The sequence below is a fragment of the Fangia hongkongensis FSC776 = DSM 21703 genome, assembly GCF_000379445.1.
In the GTDB taxonomy this organism is placed as follows: Bacteria; Pseudomonadota; Gammaproteobacteria; order Francisellales; family Francisellaceae; genus Fangia; species Fangia hongkongensis.
The window spans coordinates 108129-130021 of the sequence record NZ_KB902262.1; the positions used below are offsets into that span (position 1 = coordinate 108129).

General features: G+C 37.9%; 24 protein-coding genes. 17 read left to right on the forward strand and 7 right to left on the reverse strand.

Annotated features, from left to right (window positions below):
* Window positions 1-7 precede the first annotated feature (7 nt).
* Together A37Q_RS0108835 and A37Q_RS0108840 are read left to right on the forward strand one after the other, a co-directional pair.
* A complete protein-coding gene (locus A37Q_RS0108835) occupies window positions 8-1093 on the forward strand; it encodes an RHS repeat-associated core domain-containing protein (RefSeq protein WP_169710277.1) in 1086 nt (361 codons plus the stop codon).
* 128 nt (window positions 1094-1221) lie between these two features.
* Window positions 1222-2415 (forward strand): RHS repeat-associated core domain-containing protein, encoded by a 1194-nt coding sequence (locus tag A37Q_RS0108840; protein WP_018299918.1) that lies wholly within the window; start codon window positions 1222-1224, stop codon window positions 2413-2415.
* 30 nt (window positions 2416-2445) lie between these two features.
* Here A37Q_RS0108840 and A37Q_RS0108845 read toward each other — a convergent pair whose 3' ends face one another.
* Window positions 2446-4542 carry a RelA/SpoT family protein gene (locus A37Q_RS0108845; RefSeq protein WP_018299919.1) on the reverse strand — a complete coding sequence of 699 codons (2097 nt, stop codon included), beginning with the start codon at window positions 4540-4542 and terminating at the stop codon, window positions 2446-2448.
* A 67-nt stretch (window positions 4543-4609) separates the two neighbouring features.
* The gene (locus A37Q_RS15090) at window positions 4610-5236 is read right to left on the reverse strand and encodes an ATPase (protein ID WP_018299920.1); all 627 of its coding nucleotides are present in this window, start codon (window positions 5234-5236) and stop codon (window positions 4610-4612) included.
* Window positions 5237-5477: 241 nt separating this feature from the next.
* Between A37Q_RS15090 and A37Q_RS0108855 the strand changes: the two genes are divergently transcribed.
* The 5 genes from A37Q_RS0108855 (at window position 5478) to gcvPB (ending at window position 11194) form a co-directional block, all read left to right on the forward strand.
* On the forward strand, window positions 5478-6542 hold the full coding sequence (locus A37Q_RS0108855; protein ID WP_018299921.1) for an RHS repeat-associated core domain-containing protein: 1065 nt from the start codon (window positions 5478-5480) through the stop codon (window positions 6540-6542).
* A gap of 111 nt (window positions 6543-6653) precedes the next feature.
* Complete coding sequence (gcvT, locus tag A37Q_RS0108860; protein WP_018299922.1) at window positions 6654-7760, forward strand: glycine cleavage system aminomethyltransferase GcvT; 1107 nt, start codon at window positions 6654-6656, stop codon at window positions 7758-7760.
* 31 nt (window positions 7761-7791) lie between these two features.
* A complete protein-coding gene (gcvH, locus tag A37Q_RS0108865; protein WP_018299923.1) occupies window positions 7792-8184 on the forward strand; it encodes a glycine cleavage system protein GcvH in 393 nt (130 codons plus the stop codon).
* Window positions 8185-8358: 174 nt separating this feature from the next.
* Window positions 8359-9738: an aminomethyl-transferring glycine dehydrogenase subunit GcvPA gene (gene gcvPA, locus A37Q_RS0108870; RefSeq protein WP_018299924.1), complete on the forward strand. Its 1380-nt coding sequence runs from the start codon at window positions 8359-8361 to the stop codon at window positions 9736-9738.
* A 1-nt stretch (window position 9739) separates the two neighbouring features.
* Window positions 9740-11194 carry an aminomethyl-transferring glycine dehydrogenase subunit GcvPB gene (gene gcvPB / locus A37Q_RS0108875; protein WP_018299925.1) on the forward strand — a complete coding sequence of 485 codons (1455 nt, stop codon included), beginning with the start codon at window positions 9740-9742 and terminating at the stop codon, window positions 11192-11194.
* Window positions 11195-11247: 53 nt separating this feature from the next.
* Here gcvPB and A37Q_RS0108880 read toward each other — a convergent pair whose 3' ends face one another.
* From A37Q_RS0108880 to A37Q_RS0108890, 3 genes are all read right to left on the reverse strand, one after another.
* A complete protein-coding gene (locus tag A37Q_RS0108880) occupies window positions 11248-11769 on the reverse strand; it encodes a hypothetical protein (protein WP_018299926.1) in 522 nt (173 codons plus the stop codon).
* 183 nt (window positions 11770-11952) lie between these two features.
* A complete protein-coding gene (locus A37Q_RS0108885) occupies window positions 11953-12444 on the reverse strand; it encodes a hypothetical protein (RefSeq protein ID WP_018299927.1) in 492 nt (163 codons plus the stop codon).
* A gap of 320 nt (window positions 12445-12764) precedes the next feature.
* A complete protein-coding gene (locus A37Q_RS0108890) occupies window positions 12765-13052 on the reverse strand; it encodes a hypothetical protein (protein ID WP_018299928.1) in 288 nt (95 codons plus the stop codon).
* Between the two features lie 626 nt (window positions 13053-13678).
* Here A37Q_RS0108890 and A37Q_RS0108895 point away from each other — a divergent pair.
* The 8 genes from A37Q_RS0108895 (at window position 13679) to A37Q_RS0108930 (ending at window position 17381) form a co-directional block, all read left to right on the forward strand.
* A complete protein-coding gene (locus A37Q_RS0108895) occupies window positions 13679-14176 on the forward strand; it encodes a hypothetical protein (protein WP_018299929.1) in 498 nt (165 codons plus the stop codon).
* A 34-nt stretch (window positions 14177-14210) separates the two neighbouring features.
* A complete protein-coding gene (locus A37Q_RS0108900) occupies window positions 14211-14684 on the forward strand; it encodes a hypothetical protein (protein WP_018299930.1) in 474 nt (157 codons plus the stop codon).
* 9 nt (window positions 14685-14693) lie between these two features.
* Window positions 14694-15017: a hypothetical protein gene (locus A37Q_RS0108905; RefSeq protein ID WP_018299931.1), complete on the forward strand. Its 324-nt coding sequence runs from the start codon at window positions 14694-14696 to the stop codon at window positions 15015-15017.
* 178 nt (window positions 15018-15195) lie between these two features.
* Window positions 15196-15471, forward strand: a complete 276-nt coding sequence (locus tag A37Q_RS0108910; protein ID WP_018299932.1) for a hypothetical protein — start codon at window positions 15196-15198, stop codon at window positions 15469-15471.
* A 19-nt stretch (window positions 15472-15490) separates the two neighbouring features.
* Window positions 15491-15835, forward strand: coding sequence for a hypothetical protein (locus A37Q_RS0108915; protein ID WP_018299933.1), 345 nt, complete (start codon window positions 15491-15493; stop codon window positions 15833-15835).
* 52 nt (window positions 15836-15887) lie between these two features.
* The gene (locus A37Q_RS0108920) at window positions 15888-16289 is read left to right on the forward strand and encodes a hypothetical protein (protein WP_018299934.1); all 402 of its coding nucleotides are present in this window, start codon (window positions 15888-15890) and stop codon (window positions 16287-16289) included.
* 95 nt (window positions 16290-16384) lie between these two features.
* The gene (locus A37Q_RS0108925; protein WP_018299935.1) at window positions 16385-16783 is read left to right on the forward strand and encodes a hypothetical protein; all 399 of its coding nucleotides are present in this window, start codon (window positions 16385-16387) and stop codon (window positions 16781-16783) included.
* A gap of 55 nt (window positions 16784-16838) precedes the next feature.
* Window positions 16839-17381 carry a hypothetical protein gene (locus tag A37Q_RS0108930; RefSeq protein WP_154648661.1) on the forward strand — a complete coding sequence of 181 codons (543 nt, stop codon included), beginning with the start codon at window positions 16839-16841 and terminating at the stop codon, window positions 17379-17381.
* Window positions 17382-18037: 656 nt separating this feature from the next.
* Here A37Q_RS0108930 and A37Q_RS0108940 read toward each other — a convergent pair.
* Entirely contained in the window at window positions 18038-18928 is an 891-nt protein-coding gene (locus A37Q_RS0108940; protein WP_018299938.1) for a LysR family transcriptional regulator, read from the reverse strand.
* 7 nt (window positions 18929-18935) lie between these two features.
* Window positions 18936-19316: an antibiotic biosynthesis monooxygenase gene (locus A37Q_RS0108945; protein WP_018299939.1), complete on the reverse strand. Its 381-nt coding sequence runs from the start codon at window positions 19314-19316 to the stop codon at window positions 18936-18938.
* Window positions 19317-19693: 377 nt separating this feature from the next.
* Between A37Q_RS0108945 and A37Q_RS0108950 the strand changes: the two genes are divergently transcribed.
* Window positions 19694-20983 carry an RHS repeat-associated core domain-containing protein gene (locus A37Q_RS0108950; protein WP_018299940.1) on the forward strand — a complete coding sequence of 430 codons (1290 nt, stop codon included), beginning with the start codon at window positions 19694-19696 and terminating at the stop codon, window positions 20981-20983.
* A 427-nt stretch (window positions 20984-21410) separates the two neighbouring features.
* The gene (locus tag A37Q_RS0108955) at window positions 21411-21893 is read left to right on the forward strand and encodes a hypothetical protein (RefSeq protein WP_018299941.1); all 483 of its coding nucleotides are present in this window, start codon (window positions 21411-21413) and stop codon (window positions 21891-21893) included.

The following is a 21893-nucleotide window of genomic DNA, read 5'->3' on the forward strand; positions in this document are numbered from 1 at the left end:
TTTAGGCATGTTGCTATCACTACAGTTTGTGTTTTCACAGCCCATTGATACCAACACTATTCAAACATTAACCTTAGCGGGCGACCCTTATGGCTATGATAATGAGTATCAAGATGATGAGGATGGTACGGTTTATTTAAGAGCAAGAAACTATGATGCAAAAAGTGGCGAGTTTATTTCACAGGACAGTTATGGTTTTTTTAATCGCTATTTGTCCTTTAGTGCCAATCCTGTTGGTGATGTTGATCCAAGTGGTCATGCTGCTGTCAGTTTCTTTACACAACATTACTGGCATAAAAAATCAAATTGGGCATCGATAGTTGCCAACATTGTTCCTTTGATTGTTGGTGAAGGAATAAGTGGAGTTATTGGATATACGGGTAGATACTATGAGAAGAGTATTGCAATAAAATGGGGTGCTAGTATGGGTGCGCTTTCCGGGGGGCTTTCTAGTCTCTCTGGGATATTTACACAGGCGGGACTTAGACACCCATCTCGCGTATGGCATGTGCTTGGGAAGGAGGCTGCTCGAAATTCGGTTAATTTTCTTGCACAAACAATTTTAGGTGCGGCAATGGGTGAGCTTATGAACCATCGCTTTAACGTTTCAGAGTATACCGTAAGTGATGTTGAGCTAAAGCCAAACGGAGATGAAGCAGTTATTGCAGAAAAAAGGTCTCAAGTTTCTGATGAGAATTATAGAAGGGGTCAACGTAGTTATTCTATGGGGGAACTTTTTAACTCTCATACAGAATATGCAAATCAACAAATTTTTGAACCAGCAATAAATAACTATCCTAGTAGCTATCAACTAAGGATGCCTCAAAATATAGAAGATCACACAACCTATGATATCAAACAATTAGAGAATAGACTGATTGCAGTTGCTCGTAATATAAACGTGACGGATGGTAACAACTTGGTAGCGCAGACTGATTTAGAAGTTGAAGTTAACTTTGACAAAAGTGGCAATGTATTATCATATGCAGCGCGCTCTAAATATTATAGGCCAGTTGTTAATGGTCGAGCAGTTTGTTGTTGTCTTTGTTTTATGAATCATCCGTTTGCTGGCAATCAAGCTATCTGGTATTAACTACAAAAAAATAAAACAAACGTTTCCCTTTCATATTGCTAAGCATGTTTGTAATCACTGTAAAATGACAAGGTGTATAGCAATTCTTTTTGGAGATAAGCCTAGTTTTGGGTATATGGGGTGTCATTATGGGTTTCAGTCGGGTTATTCTTTTCATGCTTTTAGGCATGTTGCTATCACTACAGTTTGTATTTTCATTGCCTGCATATGTAAATAATGTTCAAACATTAACTTTAGCGGGTGACCCTTATGGCTATGATAATGAGTATCAAGATGGTGAGGATGGTACGGTTTATTTAAGAGCAAGAAATTATGATGCAAAAAGTGGCAAGTTTATTTCACAGGATAGTTATGATTTTTTTAATCGTTATTTGTCTTTTAGTGCCAACCCTGTTGGTGATGTTGATCCAAGTGGTCATGCTGCTGTCAGTTTCTTTACGCAACATTATTGGCATAAGAAGTCGAATAGGTCTGCCATAGCTGTCAACATCGTTTCTTTAATCGTTGGTGAGGCGATAACTGGTGTAGCTGGTTATTATACAAGATACAGTAATGCAAAAGCAGTTGGTGCTGTAATTGGTGGTCTTTCAGGAGGATTTTCTAGTCTTGCAGGTATACTAACACAGGCAGGTTTAAGCCATAATTTTCGCTCACTAGGCACACATTGGGCAAGAAACTTTGTTAATTTCGATATCCAAGTAGCATTAGGAGGGTTAATTGGTATGGGGGTTTCCTCTCGCTCTAGTATATTAGGTCAAGAAAGCGCAATAGCTAAAAACTTCGAAGGGGAGGTACCTTTATCAGTAGGTAGGGAATTTGACTCTGATAGCTCTAGCATAGAGGATGATGCCGCCCGCGGCACAAAGTATAGACTAAATGGCCAAGCCTTAAGTGCAGACGAATTTTCTCAGCAAAGAAAAGCAGGAAATATCCCAGACTGGGTTCATCAAGGCCTATCAACTGATGGGATAAATAAATTTCATGAGATAAATGATGACTTTGTGCTTACAAATCAATTTCGAGAAGATGTGCAAAAAACAAACGTCCCAAGGACAAATAGCTATTCAGTAGATGGTGCTAGAGTAACGGCAATGTATAAAGGGATGGGAGTTAAGGATGCGGCTAACGGCAATCTAGTCGGGACACTAGACCTGACCATTGTTCGTTCAGAGGGGAGATTTACAGGTACCTATTATGCTAGATATAGTAATTTTCAGCTGTATAGCGAAGCGCAAGATGCTGAAGAGGAAGTGGCAGTGTCAGAGATAGGCGCAGATGAGATAGGTCAGCCAAATGAAGCGCCAGAGAAATTTGAGGTTTAAATGGTTACATACCTTTTTGCCATCATCAATCTATCTTCTCTCAACCTTAATACAGATCTTAAGACGCTTTAAAGCGCGAATAATATGCGCAAGTTGAATGCGGTTGTTAACTTCCAAAAGCACTTCATTAATTGCATATTGCTGATCAGATTCTGTTACATTAAACCCAATGATATTGACCTCTTTTCGAGTTAAGGTACTACTGACTTGAGCAATCGCGCCTTTAATGTTTTCAACGGTAATATACAACCTGACAGGGAAGCTAAGGTTTGCGCACTCTCCCCAGCTGACATCAACGGTAGCATAACCTTTATGGAGCTCCTCTGCCAAAACATCACACTGTGTACGGTGGATTTCAACGCCTTTCTCAGGCACAAGAACTGCACTAATGGGATCATCTGGAATAGGGGTGCAGCAATTGGCAATTTGTTTAAGATGTTCACTGGCAATAATATGTTGCACCATGCCTTCAGCGGCTTTTTGGACATTTGATTTTGAAACTTTCTCTTCGATAAAAAACATAAAGTCATTTGCTGAGAAGCTTGCGTTCCCAATGCTGGCATACAGCTCGTTAAGTCCCGGAAAGTTAAACTTGGCAAGCGCTTCTTGTAAAATATCCTGTTTAATCTCACTAATCAGAATGCTCTTTTTAGAGAGAACTTGATCAAGAATTTGTTTGCCCATCAGAAGAAGCTCATCTTCTGCTTGGCGTTTAAGTGCATGTTTGATCGCATGTTTTGCCCTTGCGGTTTTGACAAAATCAAGCCAAGCGGGATTCGGGTGTGCTGCTGGGGATGTGATAATTTCAATCGTATCACCATGTTTTAGCACATAACTCAATGGTGAAATGCGTCGATTGACCTTAGCAGCAATACAGTTATTGCCAATATCTGTGTGGATATGATAAGCAAAATCAACACAAGTTGCGCTTTTAGGCAGCTCAATAATCTCGCCATTTGGCGTAAATACATACACTTCATCTGGGAATAAATCAAGCTTCACACTTTCAATAAAATCAACAGATTTAGTCACATGCTGTTGTAGATCAGAGAGTTTCTCCAACCATTTTTGCGCACTGTTATGACTTAACGGTTGTGATTTATAAAGCCAGTGTGCGGCAACCCCTCTTTCAGCGGTATCATCCATCATTTGTGTTTTAATCTGCACTTCAACCGGGACACCATAAGGGCCAAAAACAGTTGTATGGAGCGACTGGTAGCCGTTAGCTTTGGGTGTAGCAATATAATCTTTGAATCTCCCGGGGATTGGGCGAAAGAGCTCATGAATAGCGCCCAGAATAACGTAGCAATCACGTCTTGATTTTGCGATGACCTTATAGGCATAGATATCCATAATCTCAGAGAATGACATATCTCGATCACGCATTTTTCGATAAATGCTATAGAGGCGCTTTTTTCTGCCAGTAATATAATTTGAATCGTTGACATCTTCTTTTAGATGATGTTGTAGCTTTTCAAGAATTTTATGAAATAGGCGCTTTCTGTGTGCTCTTGCGTGAGTGACTTTGGTTTTAAGCGTCTGATAGCGATAAGGGTGAATGCCTTCAAAGGCAAGCTCTTCAAAACTGTTTTTAAAATGATGCATCCCAAGGCGATGGGCAATAGGGGCATATATCTCCAAGGTTTCATTGGCAATGCGTCTTCTTTTATCGGGTCGAAGTGGTGCCAAGGTTGTCATATTGTGCAAGCGATCAGCAAGCTTGATAATGATAACGCGGATGTCCTGCACCATCGCCAAAATCATCTTTCTGAAATTTTCAGCCTGTTGTTCAGCTTTGGTATTAAACTCTATTTTGGTAAGCTTCGTGACCCCTTCAACCAGCTCTGCCGTTTTGCTGCCATATCGCTTTGAGATATCTTCAGAGGTAAAGCTTGTATCTTCAATGACATCATGCAAAAGCGCGGCAATAATTGTTTCAATATCAAGGCGCATCCCAGCGAGCACGCAAGCAACAGCAACAGGGTGAGTAAAATAAGGCTCTCCTGAGCTTCTTACCTGTGTCTCATGCGCATCTGCACCAAACAAAAAAGCATCGGCAATAAGCTTTCGTTGTGCTTTATTTAAATAATGGTGCGTGGCTTTATTTAACTTATAAAATAGAAACATAGCAGCTTTTATACTCCGTCAATATTTCTAGTATACACTGCTTTAAAGCGGTTTTTTAGCGGAATTTTCAGCGCTTGATGATCTCAAAGAGCTTCTTCGCCCAGTTCTCTAATCTATCATATTGAATAAATTGATTGTCATATTTGGAAAACTGAACTTTGTAATAATCTTTGGAGTTATCAATAACATGTAGCTCATCAATATATTGTTGAGATAAAATAAGGTTCTCTATTGACTCACTGTAGCGTTTGATAATCAGCTTCCTATCTATATTATGCCCACCTTTTTGTACTCGCTCTGCCACCCGTTTGATATTCAGCTCAACATTTGAAAGGCCTACAAAGTAAACAAGCACACGATAGCCTTTTTCTTTTGCTTGAGAGAGGCGCTTCATAGCAGATTTTCCTGCCAGCGTGCTTTCCATGCAGAGATTTAGATGATTTTGAGTTGCATGCTTGAACATCGTCAGTGCCTGTTTGGAGGCAAATAAAAGATAGTTTTCGTTGTGGGCGTTTTTTGCAATGCGATTAAGTGCATCTAGGTCAATATTAGTTTGAATTGATGATAAATTCAGATACTCTCGAAGTGAGCTTTTACCCGAGCCATCCGCCCCAAGTAAAAAAACAGCAAGCGGCCTGTTTGTATGAGAAATCTGTATTTGCGAGATCACTGAGCGGTTTAGGTTATTATTCATAAAACTAAGGCTCAAATTACGATTTGGTTAGTATATCAAAGGATGTGTAGTAATTCATTGATTTATCAACTTAAAATAATGTTACTGCACTATAGGCATATTTTCCTTGTGAATACTGATTTGATGAACCTGTGTTTTGCATTTTATTTCCCTCTTATATTCCTCAATTTATGTATGATTGCACAGCTGGCTTAAATATTTTGGGTTGCCAGCGATCTTAGTATTATGGGGTATTGACTAAATGGGAAATAAGAAGTTATGGTGCGCTCTTGCTTTATGCTTATTTAGCATATTATTATCAAATGTATTTGCAGCAGATCAAGGTTATGAAGGTAGTTTAACCCTGCTAAAAGATCCATTTAGTTATGATAATCAGAATAGGGATAGTGAGAGTCAAACGTTATATCTCAGAGCGAGAAATTTGGATGTCCAAAGTAGACAATTTATTTCACAGGATAGCTATAAACTTTTCAATCGTTATTCGCCTTTTTCTGCGGATCCCGTTGATAATATTGATCCAAGTGGTCATAAAGCTAAAACACTTAGACGTATTGCTCGAGGAATAAGTGCTGTGGCTGCTGCAGGAGTGAATTTTTTGACCAATTCAACAACATGGGGGGCGGTTTCGGTTAATGCCAAGTGGCACTTTAGGGCAACAGATAATATTTTAGGCGCCAAAACTTTAGTGTCACATAGTAGGCTATTTCTTAAAAATTTAAATCCATTTAACTTTATGGGCGCTCACCTTAGGTTTTCCGATATGGTTTTTTCTTATGCGACGGCGATATTTACGGCAGCTACCTATTTCCATACAGCTATGTCTATTATAACACCGTATCTTGGGGTATTAGGCCCTAGCACTCCATTTAACGGTGATGATGCGCCAAAAACAACATTTAGATATATGCGGGATAAATATTTTTCTCTTGAGGGAGAAAGTCAGCTTAAAGAGACATTTAACAACCCTGACGTGGTATTCTCAATACATTTAAGGGCAATAGAATATAGCATGAGTCGTTCCGCTCCGATGTGGAGTATGACTAATAGCTTTATTTCTAGTTACTTTTTTTCTTCTGATCAAGGACACACTAACGAGACCTACTTAGCCCTTTTGAACAGGCAGGCGAGAACAAATGATGTGCTTTTTCTCAACAAAATGAGAGACTATGGGTTGCTTGCAGAAAGGTTTGACAGATATACGCGTTTAGAAAGCTCTTTAGCCTATCGAGTACCAAAATTACTTTTTGCTGGTGCTCGCTATTTTGGCACAATTAGCGCTACTGACTCACTAAGTTCTCGACATTAAAAGATGATCAAAACGCACTCTCGAGACAAACTGCTGTTTTTTGATTTTAACTGTAGATTCTTTTCGTTATAATGTCGCCATTGTAATAAATTTGGGTTCGGGAGTGTCTTGATGGGATTGAAAACGCCATTATATGAAAATCATTTACAAGAAGGTGCGAAGCTAGTTGATTTTGCAGGTTGGGATATGCCAATTCAGTATAAATCACTGATGGATGAGCACCATGCTGTGAGAACAGATGCTGGTGTATTTGATGTTAGTCACATGCTGACAGTGGACATCAAAGGTGCTCAGGCGTTTGATTTTATGCGCTATCTCTTAGCAAATGACATTGCGAAAATAAACCCCGGGAAGGCAATTTATTCGTGCATGTTAAATCAAGATGCGGGTATTATTGATGATTTGATTGCGTATTATTTTACAGATGATTTTATTCGCCTTGTGATTAATGCAGGCAATAGAGAGAGTGATGTAATCTGGATCAAAGAGCACGCTCAGCGTTTTAATGTGGAAATTATCGCTAGAGATGAGCTTTCGATCATTGCAATACAAGGGCCTAATGCCAGAGAAAAAGTGCACCAAGCATTAACAGGCAACCTTGCTGAGGCAGCAAAAATGCTAAAGCCATTCTCCATGGTTAAAGCGAATGAGTGGATGATTGCAAGAACAGGCTACACTGGTGAAGATGGTTATGAGATTTCTCTGCCAGCGGCTGAAGCAAGTGCCTTTTGGCAGCAGCTACAAGATTTGGGTGTCACACCTTGTGGTTTGGGCGCAAGAGATACACTTCGCTTGGAGGCTGGAATGAATCTTTATGGTCAAGACATGACCGAGCTAACAACGCCAATTGAATCAGCACTTAGTTGGACAGTGTCACTGACAGAAGATAGGGACTTTGTTGGTAAATCGGCACTTATGGCAAAGAAACCTTCTATCTCTCAAGAGCTCATTGGTCTTGTGCTTGATGGTAAAGGCGTTCTTCGCCACGGCCAGCGTATTTTTAATGATCAGGATGAAGATATCGGTGTCATTACCAGTGGTTCTTTCTCGCCAACCTTATCTCAAAGTATTGCATTGGCGCGTATTGATAAAGGAAACACGGTGATTCAAGTTGGCATTCGTAACAAAAAAGTACCTGCAACAATTGTGAAATTTCCATTTGTCCGTAAAGGCAAAAAAGTATATAAAGAATGTGAAAGTATTGTTCCAACGGTTTAATTGAATACAAAGTTATTGAAAGGAGATAAAAATGTCAGAAATACGAGAAGGTCGCTTATATGCCTCATCACATGAGTGGGTTTTGGTTGAAGATGATGTAGCCGTTTGCGGTATTAGTGATCATGCTCAAGAGCAATTGGGTGAGCTTGTCTTTGTTGAGCTGCCTGAAATTGGCGATGAAGTCAAAGCAGGAGATGATGTTTGTGTAGTTGAATCTGTTAAATCAGCATCGGATGTCTACACACCTATCTCTGGCACCATTATTGAGGTGAACGGTGTTTTGGAAGATACGCCAAATTTGGTGAATGAGTCACCTTACGATGATGGCTGGTTGTATAAAATTCGCCTTGATGATGAGGAGTGTGACACAGATCTTCAAGAGCTTATGTCACATGAGGAGTATGAAAAGGACGTTGTCTCTTAGTGCAATTTTGTGAGTAGCCTCATGGATGTTATTTTGCTGGAGGAGACTTTCGCGCTTGTCACTCCATAAGAAAAACAGCGTTATAGAGGCTTCTTTTTTATGGAGTTGTAATGGCGTTATGGTTGTGACCGTAGCAACAAAAATCTAGATTAAAATATATGTTAAGGGGGGTTTATGGCTTTTGTCCCACATACAAAAGAAGATATAGCAAGCATGCTGAGAGAAATTGGTGCCAATAGCATTGAAGATTTGTTTGATGAAATTCCAGAGAGTATTCGCCAAAAAAGTCGCTTAAACTTAGCTGATGGCTTAAATGAGTGTCAGCTTGTTCGTTCATTTAATGATAAATGTGCAAAGAATATCGTACAAAGCAATTTTATTGGTGCTGGCGCCTATCAGCACTATACGCCGGCAGCGGTGATTGATATCATCACTCGCGGTGAGTTTTACACCTCTTATACGCCTTATCAGGCAGAAGCCTCACAGGGAACCTTGCAGGTTATTTATGAATACCAAAGTATGATGGCTTCTTTAACTGCTCTTAGTATTTCAAATGCATCGATGTATGATGGGGCAACAGCTTTGGCTGAAAGTGTCCTTATGGCCGTTAGAGCAAATAAAAAGGCAAAAAGTAAAAAAGTACTGATCGCTGATCACATTTTTTCGCATTATGTTGATGTGATTAGAACCATTACCAGAGCACAAGGCATTGAGCTTGAGTTTGTTGATATTGCAAATACCAAAGCCCGTACAACACTAGAAGATTTAGCGGCTTATGAGCAGACTCAATATGCAGCAATGGTTATTCCGCAAGTGAATTTCTATGGGCAAATTACTGACTTTGATGCGCTCACCAATTGGGCACATGATCACAAAGCAATGGTGATTGCACTTGTTAACCCAACCGCGCTAGGGCTACTAGAGGCGCCCGGTAACTGGGGTGAGAAAGGTGCAAATATCGCCTGTGGTGATGGACAAACACTCGGTTTACCACTAAGTGCAGGTGGGCCTTATTTTGGTTTTATCACGGCATCAAGTGAGTTATCTCGACAAATGCCAGGGCGCATCGTTGGGCGCACGGTTGATAAGGATGGCAAGGAGGCATTTTGTTTAACCTTGCAGGCGCGTGAGCAGCATATCAGAAGGGCAAAAGCAACTTCAAACATATGCTCAAATCAGGGGCTTTTGGTTACGGCAGCCACGGTGTATATGTCTTTAGTGGGACCAAGTGGTTTAAAAGAGGTTGCGCTTTTCTCGCATCAAAACTTAGCGAAGCTTCTGGCAAAATTAGCGAAGTTAAGTGAGATTAAAGTTCGCTTTAAAGAGAATTTTATGTACGAGGCGGTGATCGATTTACCGGTGCCTGCAAAAGAGGTGTTATCGCTTGCAAGCAAAGAGAATGTACAGCTTGGTTATGATATGGCGAGCTTTGATGCCACGCAAGCAAATAGCATTCTTGTCTGTACAACAGAAATTCATAATGAAGCAGATCTTGATAAATATGTAAAAGTGCTGGAATCAGCGTTGGTAAAGTTATTAGCGGGGGTGGTGTAAGATGAGCACAATTTTTGAAAAATCAGTTAACAACAGGCGCTCAAAAGCACATAGCTGGACGATTGAGGGTGATGTCGCGATTAATCAAGCAGCCTTGAGACAAGAAAAGCCAAGGCTGCCAGAGCTTGGAGAGCTTGAAGTGATTCGCCATTTCACCAAGCTCTCGCAGAAAAACTTTTCCATTGATACAGAGTTCTATCCACTTGGTTCATGTACAATGAAATATAACCCAAGAAGTGCACTTAAATGTGCTTTTAATCCTTCGGTGTTGAATATTCACCCATTTCAAGATGTCAGCACTTGGCAGGGCTTATTGGAGATGCTCTATGAGCTTCAGGATATTTTAATTGAAGTCACGGGGATGGATGCGGTGTCTTTAGTGCCATGTGCTGGTGCACAGGGTGAATTTGCTGGGGTTGAAATGATCCGTGCGTATCATATTGCCAATGGTGAAGAGAATAGAAATGAGATCATCGTGCCAGATGCTGCACACGGGACAAATCCTGCAACGGCGATGATGGCAGGGTGTAAAGTCATTGAAATTCCAACCTCGCTTGAAACAGGGGATCTTGATATTAATGCACTTGAAAAAGCGCTTGGTCCTAATACGGCAGGCATTATGCTCACCAACCCATCAACCATGGGCGTCTTTGAGCGCGATATTGAGAAAGTGGCAAAGCTTGTTCATGATGCAGGAGGACTTTTGTATTATGATGGGGCAAATTTAAATGCAATTATGGACAAAGCAAAGCCTGGAAAGATGGGCTTTGATGTGATGCATATGAATGTGCATAAAACCTTTGCAACACCACATGGCGGAGGCGGTCCAGGTGGCGGGCCTATTGCGGTGAATAATCGCTTAAAACCATTTTTGCCTGTGCCTTCTATTGTGAAAGAAGACGAGAGCTATGTCATTAAAGGCAAAGAAGCTATGCCACAAAGCATCGGTAAAATGCATGCATTTTTGGGCAATATTGGGGTGCTAATACGCGCATATGTCTATCTTAAAAATCTAGGTGGCAATGGATTAAAAGAAGCCTCAGAAATTGCGACATTAAATGCCAATTATATGATGGCAAAACTTAAAAAAGCAGGCTTTAAAGTTGTCCCTGAAAAAAGGCGCGCTTCACATGAGTTTATTATCTCTGTTGCGCCTGAGAAAAAGGAGTTTGGTGTGAATGCCAATGATTTTGCCAAAGCGCTTTTAGACAAAGATATGCATGCACCAACAATGTATTTTCCACTTTTGGTGCCAGAGTGTCTTTTGATTGAGCCAACAGAAACAGAAACCAAAGAGCAGATGGATGAGTTTATCAATGCCATGATTGAGATTCGTGAGGTCGCAAAAACACATCCAGAAAAGCTAAAAGAGGCACCTATCAGCCTACCTGTTAAAAAGGTGGATGATGTCAAAGCGGTCAGAGAGCTTGACGTGGTTTTTGGAGGATGTTGTTAGTTATTCACTTGCAAAGGAATGAATTTGTTAAATACAAGCAATAAGATAACAAGCTAAGAGTCTTCTATAATTTTGTAGGTTTTGTCTTTTCCATTATGAGGGGTCTTATGTTTATTTTTATCTTCTATTTTATAATCAGTATTTTCAGTATTAAATGAACATTCCATTTTTCTAGTATCATGGTCTTGATATTTTACACGGCAATTAGCAGTTCCAACGTCATAACTAGTATTGTCCACAATGTTAGTAAAGTTAAGAATGACGGCTTTAATATCCTTATTAGCCTTAATTTTGCTACAGATATTTAGTTTTATTACTTGTCCGTATATTGCAGTTGGTTTAGCTAAATAGTAGCAATCTCCAAAGCTGTCACAGTCTGAGTCATCAGAAGGATTTGATGGGCAAGCTGCGAGTTGCGTATTGCTAGAGATTGTAGCATTTACATAAGCGTTACTGTCATTTTTATCACTATTAATATCATTTGCAAAGGTTACAAACCTTAAATGTTCCTGTGCAAAAGTAGTGCCTGAAATGCAGGTGCTTATTATTAAGATAATGATGGCTTTTTTTAGCATAAGGTTTCCGCATTAAATTTAACTTAATTATACTCAGTCTAATTTAATTGGATCAAATATTGAGCCATGAAAAATTAAACATGTGTTTCTAATGAGCTGCATAATGAGGTGCAATACTTTTTGTGTGATTAGTTATAAACCGTACTCGGTAACGCTAAGTTAAAAGCGATCAACTGATAACACTTACTTTGTCGTGATCTTATAAGTTTTATTTTTATTTCCTTTTATCTGATGAAATTTATAATCGGTATTTTTAGTGGTGAAACTACATTCCATTGAATGTGAGTGGTAAGTGTCTATATAGCAGGTTGCAGTTCCTGCTGCATAGTTGGTATCATCTACTACATTAGTAAAATCAAGAATCACAGGGTATTTGGTGTTGCTAGAGTTCCCATCTTCACAAACTTTAAGTTCTATGTTGTTCTTATACGCTGCTTCTGCTGGAGATAAGTAGTAACAATTTCCAAAGTCAATACAATCTTGTTGGCTAAGCGGAGTTGATGGGCATGCAGAAAATGAGCTGCTGGAAACTGAAGCCTCAATATGGGTGTTGCTACTGTTGGCGTCACTGGAAATCTTATTGATGAAAGTTGCAGATCTCAAGTGTTTATCCGCAAAGCTTACGCTTGAAAGGGAGCACAGAGTGAGTGAGATTATAATGAATTTTTTAAGCATATTATTCCTCGTTAATATAGATTGATACTGAGTATTCTAAGCTTGAGTAGGTGGGGTGTTGAACTAATAAATATTAAACCTATGTTTGTATATAGCATCAGAATGATAGCTAAAAGATCTCTATAATTTCGTAAACCTTATTTTTAGTTCCACTTGTTTGCATGAATTCATAACCTGTATGGTCTTTATCACTTCGGTAGCAAAACATTCTATGTGAATTCTTACCTGCTTTTACAAAGCAAGTCAGGCTCCCGACGGTGTTGCTAACATTACTAGCAGTGTTGGTGAAGTTTAGGGTTACAGGCTTACTGTCACTTCCACTACCACAAATTTGAAGCTCTATGTTGTGGGCCATAGGTTGCAGTGGTTGGTGGATCTAGATAATAGCAATTTCCATAGTCTTTGCAGTCTTGCACATTTTTTGGGCTTTCTGGGCATTCACTTAGTTTGCTGTTATTAGAAGCTTGAGCGCTAATATAATCACTATCATTATTGGCATCGTTAGTGATGTCATTTATGAAAGTTGCAGATCGTAAGTGTTTATTTGCAAAAACCCCATGTGTGAATGTGAAAGCTGTGATAAGAATTATGACGGATTGTTTTAGCATTAGAGCTCCTTAGGTTTGTATTGCTTTGTTAGATTAAGGTATTTGTAGTTCAAGGATTGTGAAAGCTGTATGGAGATATTTTAAACATGTGTTTTCTATTCCAGTTGATAGGTTAGCTTTCAGTCTGTCTTATATACCACTCGCGAATCATTTTTCGGTGTTTAATGTTGAAGAAGTTTTTGATAGTTTTTAGTCATTGGATTGCAGGTAATAGCTTGGACTATTAGCAAGATCTGATGACTTAAAAGAACAAGAAATTCAATGGCAGAAATAGGGTAAATTGGTTTGCGGGCGGTATTATATGCTGGAAAGTATAAATTTAGTTTGCCATGTTTCATTTTTTAATATGCTTAGTTATTTTACTAGTAGGGTTAAGTATTGTTCAAAGGGTTATGGCGTCGGGAACTATAGTGAAAAAGGCTCACTAGGAGCTTATGTTGTTAACTATAGTGACTTAAACTCAATGTGACTTTAGATTTTAAGTTCTCATAGTTAGGGATGTGTCAGCGTTTTTTTAAATGATGTATTGTTTTTGAATACATTCGTTTTTCTTTTTATGAACATAAAATAATCAGCTTTATTTTACTCTTGGATACGATCGATTAACAAATGGGGTCTTGACGATTATGGAAAAGAAAATATTTTTTACGACTGTAGCATTTTGTGCATTTGGTATTGCCAGTGCACACCAGCGAAACGTTGTTATTAAGGTTGATAACAAGCTTGGTGAAAAAGTATATGCTTTGATAACAGCAACAGGCTCGGTAGCAGTTTCACAATACTGTCAAGATAGTCAAACAAATAAAATAGGTGGCTCTGGTTATAAATTAAATGGTAAGTTAGTCACTGAAGGTTATGAAGTGCAAGAAGATAGCGATACGAGTCCCGCTGACGTTAACCCGTTTTCAATTAAGATTCATGCAGAATCTAATCAGGTTGTTGATAACACTTGTTCTTATCTGAAGTTTTCTTTATCAAGTAGCGGTGATAGTCCCCTAATGGAGTGTGGCTTACTTTATAAAAGTCACAAGCTTAGACTTGAAAATTGCTATGACTCACAGGGGAATCTATATAATGCAGATGATGGGGTTTATGTGTTTAATGGACCAATTTCACAAGGGTAATGAGTGCTGCCAAGTTAATTTTATGGGGATATAAATGAAAAAATATTATTTGGGGATTTTGCTTCTGGGTGTTTTTTGCAACGCTTCTTTTGCAACCGAGATACAGATAAAGGGGCAAAATATTAATCAAAATATTGAGGTTGTTTCAGATCCAACACAAAGCTGTGATGTATCGTTTGATAACCCAACTGAGTTAATGTTAAATGCCAGCAGTCCAAATGGACTGTTAAAGTTTGTTGAAAGTAGTGCGCAAAATAACTGTGGTTTTAATCCAAACTCACCTGCACAGACTGTGGAGATGGCAACGTACAAATTAACGCTGCCAAGCATGGAGCAGAAGGGAAATTCAAACGCAATTATGCTTACCTATATTGCAAGCGTGGATACTGATGATGGGCATATTCAAGATAGTTTTTCAGCTTATCCAAAATCTTTGGGCAATATTTCTGTGGCAACGAGTTATGATCAGTCAACAGATACAGCAACTGTAACAATTAGTCAGCAGTAGGGGGCAAAAATGATTAATCAATACTGTAATGAAAGTCTAAAAGCAGCTATTAAAAATCAGTATGGCAAAAGTTTATTTGAAATGCTTAGTATATTTCAAAGTCAAGGTTTAAGTTACAACGAAGTAGCAAGTATAACCGGGTTTAATCAAGCGACAATTAGAAAGCATTGCAAGGCGCTTGGGATTCGTTTATTTGTTGGCGTAAGAGGGAGTAGCTATGCTGCGACAAAGAGTAAAATGTATTCACTTATTCGTAGCCCTCAATTTAATCATTTAAATGTTTTCACCAAAAGCTGGGTGAATTTTCCAGCAAATAAATACCCTGCAAGGTAGGAGATTATGTTAAGTCGAGTAATAAAAGTATTAACACTAATAGGGTTAAATCTATGTATTGCTGCTAATGCTGGCAACAGTGGATTTAAGGTAAAAATATATTAATTATACTAATAGAGTAGATCCGGGCTGCAGTCAAGAAAATACTCCAATCCATTCTAAAATAGATGCTATTTGGATGGATACAGGTGACTGTCTTGGAGTTCATGAAAACCCATCTGAGACATCGGTTTGTGCGTCACATGGCATGCATTCTGGAAACTCATATACTTATGATTTTCCAAAGCCTTCACCGCCGTATGATAGTGTCGAAAAGCTAAAAATACGCATTGCACATGATGGGGATGAAAAGGCTGGTCATGATTGGCCTTATTCGGATGCAACTGAACATACTACTGTAAATTGTTATGTTCATCATACACACGGCTGCGGATGGGATGTGACTTGTGACTAAATATAGAGGAGTACTTTAAGTGATTAATATCAGAATGCTGTTAGTAGTAGCATTGAGTGGAATATTAATTTCAAGTGCGTTTGCGCATAGTAAATCATCGCCTGTGGATATTTATTTTGAAAATAATACGGGGTTTTATCTGGCAGCAGATATTATTTATTGGATGTATAGCAATAGTTTAATCAACAATGATGCTATTGGCAGTAGTGGAGAGCTGTATGACATTATTCAGAATAAAGGATTCACGGATAATTCCGTTTCCTTTAATACGCAATCTGCAACCTTTAGCAATATGTTGAACTATGCAGATAGTTATACAGAAGTAAGGCCTGATTACGCAAATGGTTTGGTGAATGATCTTTAATAAACAGGTTAAAAACTTAACAACTTAACAACAAAAAAAGAGAGGATTTAATATGAAACAAATCATTATTGGCGGTTATGTTGCATTTTCTATTTTTCAATTAGGAATGTCGGCAACTTTACAAATACAAAATAATACTAATGAAACTTTAACGTTTACAAAAGATTATGGTACGCAGTGTGTCAATGATAGGAATCCGCCACAGAGTCCTTTATATTCAGGTGAAATGACAAGCATATCGGCAAAAAGAGATGATGGCAAAGCTTGCAAAACAGAAAGTCATAAATATAAATTCGATGTAATTAATTCTAAAAACAAGACCATTGGTTATTTTCAACTACATAGTAGCACAACCCAACAAGGCAATCTGCATTCAAGCTGTCAGAGTCTTGACTCTAAAAACTATTCATTTTCTAAAGAAAATGGAACTTGTACTATTTCAGATATACAGTAACAGGCTATGGTTTAGCATGAAGCTAAGCTTCGGCTTATAGGTAATATGACAGCGTTGAACTTAAATAAAATTTTGTCTAACAATTAGGGGGTAATATGAAAAAAATTATTATTGGCGGTTATGTTGCATTTTCTATTTTTCAATTAGGAATGTCGGCAACTTTACAAATACAAAATAATACTAATGAAACTTTAACGTTTACAAAATATTATCTTACGCATTGTGTCAATGATAGGAATCCGCCACAGAGTCCTTTATATTCAGGAGAAATGACAAGCATATCGGCAAAAAGAGATGATGGCAAAGCTTGCGAAACAGAAGGTCATAAATATAAATTCGATGTAATTAATTCTAAAAACGAGGTCATTGGTTATGTTGAACTACACCATAAGGCAAGCCAAGGTAGTCTTCATGCAAGTTGCAACAGTTTTGACTCTAAAAACTATTCGTTTTCTAAAGAAAATGGAACTTGCACTATTTCAGATATACAGTAACAGGCTGCGGCATAAGCAGTTATCTGATTTTCATAATGATAATAAGGGTAATAATATGAAAGCTTTGAAGTTAAATATGAAATTGGTAGCCTACCTTTCTATGTTATGTGGGTGCATAGTACTATTAGCAAGTTTGGTAAATTCTGCTACGGCTGAGTCTTTTGCAGATTTAACCAACTGTGGCAGTAATGGGAAGTGTAATATTCATTTTAATAATAATACAGGAATAATGACCAGTGTGGGAGATAAAAAAACGGTTAGTTACGCAACAACATTGAAACTTGAAGTTAAAAAATCAACTTCATGCAATGATTATGGAAATAAAATGAATATTTTTGCTGGTCAAAAAGATACGCTTAACTTAAGTACAAGCAAGCATAAAAAAGGGGATATGATTTATATTGATATGGCAAGTGGTTTATACAATAAACAAAATACTTGTTTAAGTTATGATCAGGTTCAGGATATTGTGCAGGGGAGTAATAACTGTGGTATATATGTAGTTGATACTTCTGGAACATATCAGCTTTATGTTCATTGTAATAATGGCAACATTAAGCAAATTGGTTTAGGAGGATGTTCTTGTAAAAGCGTCTGATCAATAGTAATAATTTTGCTAAGTAAAATGGGTGTCTCAAACATATAGAGTGACTCATGAGTCCTCAAATATTTTATATTGTGGGTTTTTCCCATAACTAAGTTGTTTGAACTTATAATTTGTATTCGTCGAATTTGTTTTGCATCTGAGTACTTTGTGGTTCGTGGTTTTCGTTGTACGGATATGGCATCTTGCGTTGCCAACGCTATAACTGTTATTGTTGATAATATTTGTAAAATTGATTATCACGTAATCTTTATCTTGATCCTTATAAATATTTTTTCCACAAATATCAACTTCTATATTCTGATTATAGTTTGCTGTTGTATTCAGGTAATAACAATTTGTATTTAAGTTTTCACAGTCGGCGTTGCTAGTAGGCTTTGAAGGGCATTCAGTGATTTCTGTTTCTTCGGTATTGATTATGGCTTGGATATAAGCGTTATTGCCTGCATCAGCCGAAATAGCATTTTGAAATGTAGCTGTGCGAAACACTGGGTGGGCAGCTGCAATGCTAGCTACTTAAAATAAAGCGGCACTTAAGTATTTAATCATATTAGTTTATCCTTGAAAAAGTCATTTTGTGGTGAAGGGCATAATATCACCTGAGTTAATTTAGCGGGAATAGAGGTAGGGTAAACAAGGGTTTCGCAAGTTTAAGCAATATTATATAGCTTTGCAAAATGATCAATAAAAATACGTATATTCGGGTGTTTTTCACTGCCTTCAGGGTAATAGAGATAAATGTCATTATATTTATGTGCCAGTTGATTAGGTAGGATTTCAATCAGCTCACTGGTGTGAATAAACTGGCTCACCATATCTTCATGTGCCATTATTACCCCTTGTGCATCTAAGGCTAGATCCAGCATTGCCGAGGTGTTATTTAAAACGATAGAAGGCTTAAGTGTGAGGGCATTTCCACTACGTAAATCAATATTAAGAAGACCGTTTTGCACATAGCTCGAGTGGGCAATAAACTGATGATCTACTAAATCGTCAATAAGGCGAACATGTCCATGTTTGGCAAAGTAATTTGCAGAGCAGCAGAAGATAAACCTTGATGAGGTAAGTTTTTTCTGTTTCCAGTTTTGTGGCACATCGATAGAAGCATTCACACCAAATACAATTTGTGGCTTACCACCTGTTAGGTTAGGTAAGCCTTCGGTCAAATCGAGCTTAATATTCATTTTTGGATATAAGCTCTTAAAATAATTCAAATGAGGCAGAAGATAGAGTTTTGCATAACAATAGCCGCTATATAGACTCAGCATGCCCTCGGGAGTTGATTTAATAAGAGATGCGGTTGTAATGAGATCATCAACAGCATGAGTGATCCTTAAGGTTTGTTGATAGATCAACTGACCGGTATCATTCAACTGGATCCCTTTATTGGAACGACTAAATAAGGTGAGCCCTAACTCTTGCTCAAAAAATTTAATCTGTTGGCTTAAGCGCCCTTTGGAGATATCAAGCGCTTCAGCGGCGCGTGTGACGCTATTAAGCTCACATACTTTTAAAAAACTTTCAATTAAGTTCAGCTTCATGGTTCAATTACTCTGTCATTGATATGTAGTTTTTATCATCATCCGAAACAGCAAAAGGCTTATAGTGGGAAATATTAAACTTATTCATTTTAAGTACCCGAAAAGCGTGTGCGGCATACTCACCAAATTTATCGGTAATAAGCTCAAATATCTCAGGACTTTTCTCCAAGCGATCATGTGCTTCGTGATATTTCTTTAGTGAAGTCCATTTTCCGGTAAAAAATAGCTCTAGTGTATCTTCACCAGAGGGGGATTGAAAATATTCAAGTTTAATACAGCCAGGTTGTGTAAGCATAAAACGCGCTCTTAATTCAATAAGCTTGTAATAACTTTCAGCAAACTCTTTTGAAATCTTCAATGTGCTTGTCACAATAACATATTTCGACATAGCTTCCCCAGTTAAGTTTCTTCTATTTCCTGAGTTTAGTATATACCAATCATAAGCTTTTTCCCTTTAAATAACACAAAAAGCTTACCTGATTGACTTTTCTTTAGCTCAGAACCCCATCTTTACTATCTAATATCGCCTAAGAGACTCTAATGGATACTTGAGAGATTTTCTACGGAAACATTTAAACGTGCGTTTTGCATAAATTGACTTAAAGTGTGGTTGATTTAATAGAAGATTGTCACTACAAAACCTGTTGAATGAAGTACGAACACAATATGCATATTCACTACACATTAAGCTAAGAAGCTAGCTGCTATTTTAAAAAGGTAGCTTGGGGTTATGTGCAGTTGAATATATAGGGAAGGTGAGAAGCTATGTTTAAGTTGAAAGCAAATAGGGCGTGTATTGGCGTTATTTTATTATTATCCTCAAGGTTGTTTTTTGCTTACCTAGTTAAAAAGCAAATAGTATGCTTAGGCATTATTTTAATTAGCCTTATGCTATGCAGTAATGTTTTCGCTGCAGCTGGTGATAATGCCAGCAACTTAACTATTAGATCGGACCCCTATGGTTATGATAATGAATATGGAGACCAAGAAAGCCAGTCAATTTATCTTGAGGCAAGAAATTATAGCACTAAAACATCACGTTTTATCTCACAAGATACAGAAGGGTTTTTAAATCGCTATATTTCCTTTAATGATAATCCAGTCAGCAATATTGACCCAAGTGGGCATCATTCGGTTAAACCATTTTCGATAGCTACTGATCTTGCAGGTCTTGCAGGTAGTTCATACTTGATGAAAACGATGGCTGCAGAGAGCACTTTAGTTGTGAAGGGTGGTATTTTTTTAGGGATGGCTGATCAGTTAAATGATATCGTGCTAGATGTTGGTGTATACAAATTGAAGAATCGCAAACGCTATATTGCCGATCTTGTTAGTGCTGGAGCTTTGGGGGCTTCGGTGGATTATATGCTGGGAGCAAGGAAGGGGGTGTTAGCTCTTAGGGTGTTAGCATCGGTTGCTGTTCCTGAAGCGGCTAGACATATTGGTTTTTTTGGAGGAGGGTTGTTGGATATGGCTGGGTTAGCAGTACTTACCTTCTTTGATTATCGTTCTACGACGACGGAGGTTGCAGATTTATCTGATAAAGATCAAGATACCATTAGGATTTTTGAATCTGAACAAGTTGCCAGCACTGCTAAGTCAGTAAATGCAAAAAATGAAGCTCAGGAGGCTATTAATGAGAAAGTTGAAACCCAACTCTTAGCTGCAAATATCCAAAGGAGAGCGTTTGAAAATGCAGAGAATGGAGCAGATAAAATCATTAGGTTAAACGCTGCAGTAGAATCTGCAGTTAAGGAGGGTGGTCTTACTTCGACTATGGAAAAAGTGCAGGAAATATCGAATCTACAGAATGAGGCAATAGCCCAGACGCTACAAAATATAAATAAGGAAATACGTAGAGGTGCTAAATTGGTGGATTTGGAGCCTAAGACTACTAAGTTTCTTGATATCAGCCAAAAATTTGGCCAAGTAGCATCAGAGTATGAAAAAAGCAAAAGAGGAGTGATGGCTGGTTTTCAATGGGGTAGACTCCAGAGGGTTGCCTTGCCACAACTTAAAAAATTGGCTGCCATGCAAGCAATTATGCTGCATTAAAGTTAAAGCCTTCACGACTTTTCTGCTCAAATATACCACCCGCGAATCATTTTGCGGTGTTTAATGTTGAAGAAGTTTTTGATAGTTTTGAGTCATTGGGTTGCAGGTAATAGCTCGGACTATTAGCAATATCTGATGACTCAAAAGAACAAGAAATTCAATGGCAGAAATAGAGTAAAATGGTTTGCGGGTGGTATATACATTTTTAATGTATTCTATTTGGCTAGCCATTGGCATTGTTATCGTTTTTTTTCAAAACACATGTTTTATAGTCACCCGCAAGGGAATGGTTATGGTTAATATATAATTTGATTGTAATTATAAATAATGAAATTGGGGGTTTTGAAGATTTCCCCAACTATGTTTTGAGAAAAAATTAAACATTTAACCAACTGAAGAGTTAAAAATTAACATAGGAGATAAACATATGAAAAAAACAAAATTGGCTGCAACTTTATCTTGTTGTATAGCGGTAATGACTTATGGTAACACATTTTCAGATTTAACCAATTGCGGAAGTAATGGGAAGTGTAATATACATTTTAATAACCATACTGGTGAAGAGGTAAGCATTGATGGTCGTCAAACAACAGCTTTAGCTACAACGGTTAAGGTTGATGTGTTTACGAGCGATGATACAAAAGTGGGTAATAGCATTAGTATGTTAGTAAATGACTCAAACACACTTAATTTGAGTACCGCAGCCCATCAAAAAGGGAATCATATCGAGTTGAAAGCAGAAAATTTAGAATACTGGGCTTGTTTGAAATTCAATCAGGTGAAGAAGATAGTTTCTAATAATAATAACTGTGGCATATATAGTGTTTTTAATAGTTATTATGGCGATAGTCTATATATACATTGTGATAGTGGGACGGTAGTTTCCAATGGGCCAGATAGTTGTATGTAG